Genomic DNA, 5,635 nt, shown 5'->3' with positions numbered 1-5,635 from the left:
TGGTCACAAGATGAAGTGTTTAAAGAACTGAATACTAATTCAGGCTTTATGGGCGTATCAGGTTTAACCAGTGACTGCCGCGGTATTATCGAAGCTATGGAACAGGGCCATAAAGGCGCGACATTAGCATTCCAAGTATTTACCTATCGTGTTGCTAAATACATAGCGTCATACATGGTATCGCTTGAATCACTTGACGGTATTATCTTTACTGGCGGTATTGGTGAAAATGCACTGCCAATCCGTAGTGAAGTATTAGCTTACTTGAAGATCTTTGGTTATAAAGAAGATCTGGAAGCAAATAAAGCTGCTCGATTTGGTAATGGCGGCCTGATCACTGTAGCGGGTACACCTGCTGTTATGGTTATCCCAACCAATGAAGAGTGGGTTATCGTACAACAGTCAGTTGCCCTACTATAAACAATCATTTTTAACTTAAATGATGATAGAACCCGCTCTTGTAGCGGGTTTTTTTTATTTTTCTTTTTATTTTTTTGTTAATTTATTATCGGAATATGCTTTTATTTATAGCCATCTTTGCTGTTGTTAAATAAAACAAATCTAAAATGTGATCACATACTATTAACCTTTGCATTGACAATTAATAACATAAGATGCTGCTTTTTCAGTGTTGGCGTTACTTATATCTTGTGCCGGAAGTGGTATCGATGTCTAGTATAGTTAGGATGCGTTGATGGTATGTCCTTTTAGTCTTGTATGTATTTACCATTTTCTTGTTTGTATTTGACCCTTGTTATTGAAGTGTTAAGGATAAAAACATGAAGAAGAAATTATTAGTTGTAGCTCTCGGATTTTCTAGTTCTATTTTTTTAGCAGGTTGCGGCGGCAGTGACGATGAAAGTACGGGGTCGACAGCAACTCCCGCTGGAGCCCCTACAGTGGCCCCCGTTTCTTATACTGTAAAAGTCATTGATGGGTATTTGAAAAATGCCCAAGTTTGGCTTGATGTTGATGGCAATAAGCAACTTGATGCTAATGAACCCTCGATATTTTCTGGCGATGGTGGTGTTGCTAAATTGGATGTTACTCAGATAGTGGATCCACAACAATACTCTATTTACGCAAAAATCATTGCTGGTCAAACAGTCGATGAAGAAAGCGGCAGCGCTGTTCCCTTCGATTATATGATGTCTGCACCACCGGGAGAAAATGAAATAACTCCCTTGTCGACATTAGTGAGTATTGAAATTGAACAAAATACCGATGGCAGTGAATCTGCTGAGAAATTGGCTGCGATAAAACAAGCCGCGGTAGCTAAGGTTGCAAAGGATTTTGGTATTCCAGAAGGGGATGTCTTAAGTGATTTCATCGCAAGTAGCAGTGCAAATACAGCTTACGTGGCAGAAAATATTGTTAGTTCTAAAATACTCCCTGATGGCGAGAGTGAATTTACCCTTGTTATTGCCGATGACTCGGATGATGCCACGTTTAATAAACAGACGGCAGCAGTCAGCGATATGATTAAAAAGGCCATGGCTAAAGTTGACTTTGATATTCAAGAAGCGGTATTTGATAGTAGCAATGATCTATTAGATAGCGATAATGATGCTGACGGGGTGCCTGATGCACTTGATGCATGGCCTGGTGATGCAACGGAATGGTTAGACAGCGATGAGGATAATATTGGTAATAATGCCGATCCAGATGATGATAATGATGGTGTTGAGGATAGTATCGATGCCGACCCTCTCGATCCGACTGTCGGCGAATATGAAAATTGTGACGTTAGCTATGCGAAGCCCGCTTCTATTGATGATTTCAATGCTCAGCTTGCAACCTGTGATGTATTACCTGAAATGGATTTAGAGGGCAATACGATCACACGTATTATCCCAGACTCAGGTCAAACGCGTACTTATACCTTTAATATCGATAAAACTGCCGATTTTTACCAAAATGGCGTGCAATATAACCGTGTATGGAACGTTAATGCTGATGGTAATTTAGAACTTTATTATGGCGATGGGGAAACACTTGAGTATGTTATGCGCTTAATTGATAACTCAGCTGAACAATCGAAATTTGCGGTGTATGCTAATGGCAGTCAATCTATCTACTCTTGGGATGGTTTTATTGATATTGATTTGTCTGCGGATATCCTTGCCTGCGCAGATCTTGACTCTGGCGATGTAGCGCAAGTTTATCGTAGCTACGATGAGTTTAAACAAGCCGTGACATCTTGCCAGCAGGGTAAATTAGTGACTGCATTCAGTACTAAGTTTATTGACGACGGTATGACACTGACCACCCGTGATGTGTTAAGCCAAGCTGATGATGTTTATACCTACCGCTTTAATAAAGACGGTACTGGAACATTCACTTATAACGAAGGTGCTGGCGATATTAGTATCGATACAACTTGGACTATCTTTGAAGCCGGTATTATTAAAGTGGTGATGAATAATGGTGGTGCTCAATCTACAGATGGTTACATAGCCATTGTCGAAACCAACGGCATCGATTTTAGTGTGAAAGTCTTTAGTCAAGGAGTGGGTGATAATGCACTTGGTGACTTATGGAGCACGGTATTGAAAGTCCCTGATACTGAATAAACACGATTAATGTTAGGACTTAAATCAAATGCCCACTTGCTTTAGCTGGTGGGCATTTTTAATTAAACTCAATTAGCATCGTTGGCTGTGCCTATATGACTACATGCATAAATAATCTGATGGTGACCAACAAAATTATACTTTCTCTTGTTAACGCATACCTTAATAGCGCATTATTATAATGTAAAATAAACATTATTGTCTTAAAGAGGGTTATTAATGGATCAGCAACAAGCATACGAGATTGGTACGCCAGGTCAGCAATGGACAGCGGAAGATAAGGCTGCATGGTTAGCAAAACAAACTGTGGTACGCACTTACCAGCAAGAAGTGCTGGCTAAGTTAGCACCATTACAGCAAGATTTTGATATTGAGCAGTATGGTGCGTTGTCTTACGATCCAACTCGTTTTCCATTGTTTATCGTTAAAACACGTAATTGGGATCATGCTAAACCAACTGTATTGGTCACTGGCGGTGTGCATGGTTATGAAACAAGTGGTGTGCAAGGTGCAATTCGTTTCATTGAAACTCAAGCGTTAAAATACAGCGCGCAGTTTAATATTGTGGTGGCGCCTTGTGTGAGTCCTTGGGGTTACGAAACCATTAATCGTTGGAATCCAAAGGCCGTTGATCCAAATCGCTCATTTGTTGAAAATAGTCCCGCCGAAGAATCTGCAGCATTAATGCGCTGTATTGCTACACTTGATGTGCAGATCACTGCTCATATTGATTTACATGAAACCACTGATACTGATAATAGCGAATTTAGACCTGCTCTGGCAGCGCGTGATGCTGTTGTGCACGATAACTGGAACATTCCCGATGGATTTTATTTAGTCGGTGATACCCTTAATCCGAATAGCGAATTTCAAGCCCATATTATTAATGCGGTGAGTAAGGTGACGCACATCGCACCTGCTGATGAAAGCGGGCGTATTATTGGTGAAAAATTGGCTCAGTTCGGTGTGATTAATTATGCCACTAAAGCGTTAGGTTTATGCTCTGGGTTCAGTGATTGTCTTTACGGTACTACAACCGAAGTATACCCAGATAGCCCATTAGTCAATGATGAAAACTGTATTCAAGCACAGGTTATTGCGATCACCAGTGGTCTTGACTACCTTGTGATTTCCCACGTCGAGATCTAGAGGGCGCAGCGAGCTTGATGATTAATTCATCATTTGCCATTTATCTAGTGATGAAGTACCCCGTTTATTAGAATCTCCTTGCCTTTTGTTTAGGGATCTGGATGATCGTTCAGATCCTTAAAGCTAATAATGGCGAGTATATGTCTATATCTATCGAAGAAAAAATAAAACGTGCAGAAACACGTGTATGTAAAGCAGTGTTTCCATCAACGGTCAACCACCATGATACCCTGTTTGGTGGCCAAGCATTATCTTGGATGGATGAAACGGCTTTTATTGCCGCAACGCGTTTTTGCCATAAGCCCTTAGTAACAGTATCTTCGGATAGAATTGATTTTTCTCACCCGATTCCAGCTGGAACAGTGGTTGAATTGGTTGGTACTATCGAGAAAGTCGGTCGCACTTCAATCCGAGTTAAAGTGGATATATTTGTTGAGTCTATGAGTGAGGAAGGTCGTACCAAGGCTATTTCCGGCATGTTCAGCTTAGTGGCCGTTGATGAAAATAGAAAACCAACGCCGATCCTAGATTAATCATCACCCTTAATCCGATGATTGTTCAACACAGCAGTATCAGTCATGTGCTACTGCTGTCGTAGATTGATTGTTTGCGAAACCTGTGGTTGTGGCAACGGTTGCTTCTGAACCGCACAACCTTAATTTAGTCTTTAATTGATAGATGGATTTACGTTAATGAATAACTACAGTTTATAACGACGGCTATAAGGTATAAAAGTGCTCTAATATTCTCACCTGAGCACCATTCATCGCTTCTTTACCGTGCTTTTTTAGCATTGCGACCTAAACGTATCCCATCACGAATATTTAAACCAATCATTGTTAGATTTGTTGTACCAGCGATTATTTCTAGAATTTGTACTGTCCAATATAGTTCATCGAATTGACCTAATGCAGACCAGTTAGCTAATACTATCGCGGCAGGTAATAAAATTAATGTGCCATTAATAGCCGCTACTTTTAACCGGCGTTGCTTGACTTTAAATATGCCAGTCATTGCGCCTGGATATAGTTTTTTTGCCGTTTTACCTGTAGCCATCATCGCTAAAATGAGTACTGGTATAAATAGTAGGATGGTACCTTTCACTTGTGCAATTTGTTCTGGCGTTGCGAAAATATCCGCAATGATCGTGCTCGTTAGAAACGATGCTATGATTAAAAATGCCAGTATGGCTGTTATTTTATGTATGTTTTTTAATATTTTGGTATTCATGATTGCGTCCTAAATAAGTGATAAAAGTGATTACTATAATGATGCTAGAATCTAAATTACCAGCGAGAACGGTACTGGCGATGACAGTTACGACAAGTACTGTTTGCTTGCTTTAGGGCTGCTTTAGCTGTGTCTTTGTCTTGCTGCTTGATTGCATTGTCCATTTTTATAAAGTTACTATCCATTTTTGTTAATGCTGCTTTAAATTTCATATTGTCATCCCACACTTTATCCTTGGCTTTACTGTTCAATTGGCTTTCCGGCACAAATAGCTGCTGTAATAACGCCGAGTTAGCGGTCAGTGCTGCACTTAATACTTCGAGCTGTTGCCAGTCTGGTGCTGAATCCCCAAGGGCTTTATTAATCTGTTTTTGTTGTTTGTCAATTTCTGAAAAGGCGGTTTGGCGCTGTTCTACATCTTGTATTAATGAGACTGTCAATACATTATCTGATGCAGCTACAGATGTGATAGCCAGGCTGAGAGTGAGTGATAGTGCAGAGATTATGGTATTAACACGTTTTGATACTGACATGATTTATTCCTGATTGAATGTTGAGGTTTGTGTTCGTTGATTTGCATTTAATTTACACCGCAATTGTTGCACTTGCAACTGTTTTGTTGTAAATTGTTGTCTCCACATTGAATCGGGATGTTTAAAAATGAAAATTTGGGATTTACCTAC

Annotated in this window: 5 protein-coding genes and 1 pseudogene; 4 read left to right on the top strand and 2 right to left on the bottom strand. The window is 40.0% G+C overall.

The features are described 5' to 3' along the window. The 4 genes and pseudogenes from QNK26_RS09665 to QNK26_RS09650 form a co-directional block, all read left to right on the top strand. Window positions 1–420, top strand: a pseudogene (locus tag QNK26_RS09665) (acetate kinase); the annotation flags it as partial. 359 nt (window positions 421–779) lie between these two features. Continuing rightward, window positions 780–2,573 (top strand): hypothetical protein, encoded by a 1,794-nt coding sequence (locus tag QNK26_RS09660; protein ID WP_319222527.1) that lies wholly within the window; start codon window positions 780–782, stop codon window positions 2,571–2,573. A 219-nt stretch (window positions 2,574–2,792) separates the two neighbouring features. Continuing rightward, window positions 2,793–3,722, top strand: coding sequence for a M14 family metallocarboxypeptidase (locus tag QNK26_RS09655; protein WP_319222526.1), 930 nt, complete (start codon window positions 2,793–2,795; stop codon window positions 3,720–3,722). A gap of 101 nt (window positions 3,723–3,823) precedes the next feature. Next, the gene (locus QNK26_RS09650; RefSeq protein ID WP_319222525.1) at window positions 3,824–4,255 is read left to right on the top strand and encodes an acyl-CoA thioesterase; all 432 of its coding nucleotides are present in this window, start codon (window positions 3,824–3,826) and stop codon (window positions 4,253–4,255) included. Window positions 4,256–4,496: 241 nt separating this feature from the next. Here QNK26_RS09650 and QNK26_RS09645 read toward each other — a convergent pair whose 3' ends face one another. Both QNK26_RS09645 and QNK26_RS09640 read right to left on the bottom strand, forming a co-directional pair. Continuing rightward, window positions 4,497–4,952 carry a hypothetical protein gene (locus QNK26_RS09645; RefSeq protein WP_319222523.1) on the bottom strand — a complete coding sequence of 152 codons (456 nt, stop codon included), beginning with the start codon at window positions 4,950–4,952 and terminating at the stop codon, window positions 4,497–4,499. Between the two features lie 56 nt (window positions 4,953–5,008). Then, window positions 5,009–5,485, bottom strand: a complete 477-nt coding sequence (locus QNK26_RS09640) for a cytochrome c (RefSeq protein WP_319222521.1) — start codon at window positions 5,483–5,485, stop codon at window positions 5,009–5,011. Window positions 5,486–5,635 lie beyond the last annotated feature (150 nt).

Source organism: Moritella sp., assembly GCF_033791185.1.
In the GTDB taxonomy this organism is placed as follows: domain Bacteria; phylum Pseudomonadota; class Gammaproteobacteria; order Enterobacterales; family Moritellaceae; genus Moritella.
The sequence above is the reverse complement of the archived record's forward strand: the minus strand, read 5'-3'. Positions and strand labels throughout refer to the sequence as shown.

Coding starts and splice junctions, on each gene's coding strand:
- QNK26_RS09660 (WP_319222527.1), top strand. CDS start 780: ATGAAGAAGAAATTATTAGTTGTAGCTCTCGGATTTTCTAGTTCTATT.
- QNK26_RS09655 (WP_319222526.1), top strand. CDS start 2,793: ATGGATCAGCAACAAGCATACGAGATTGGTACGCCAGGTCAGCAATGG.
- QNK26_RS09650 (WP_319222525.1), top strand. CDS start 3,824: ATGATCGTTCAGATCCTTAAAGCTAATAATGGCGAGTATATGTCTATA.
- QNK26_RS09645 (WP_319222523.1), bottom strand. CDS start 4,952: ATGAATACCAAAATATTAAAAAACATACATAAAATAACAGCCATACTG.
- QNK26_RS09640 (WP_319222521.1), bottom strand. CDS start 5,485: ATGTCAGTATCAAAACGTGTTAATACCATAATCTCTGCACTATCACTC.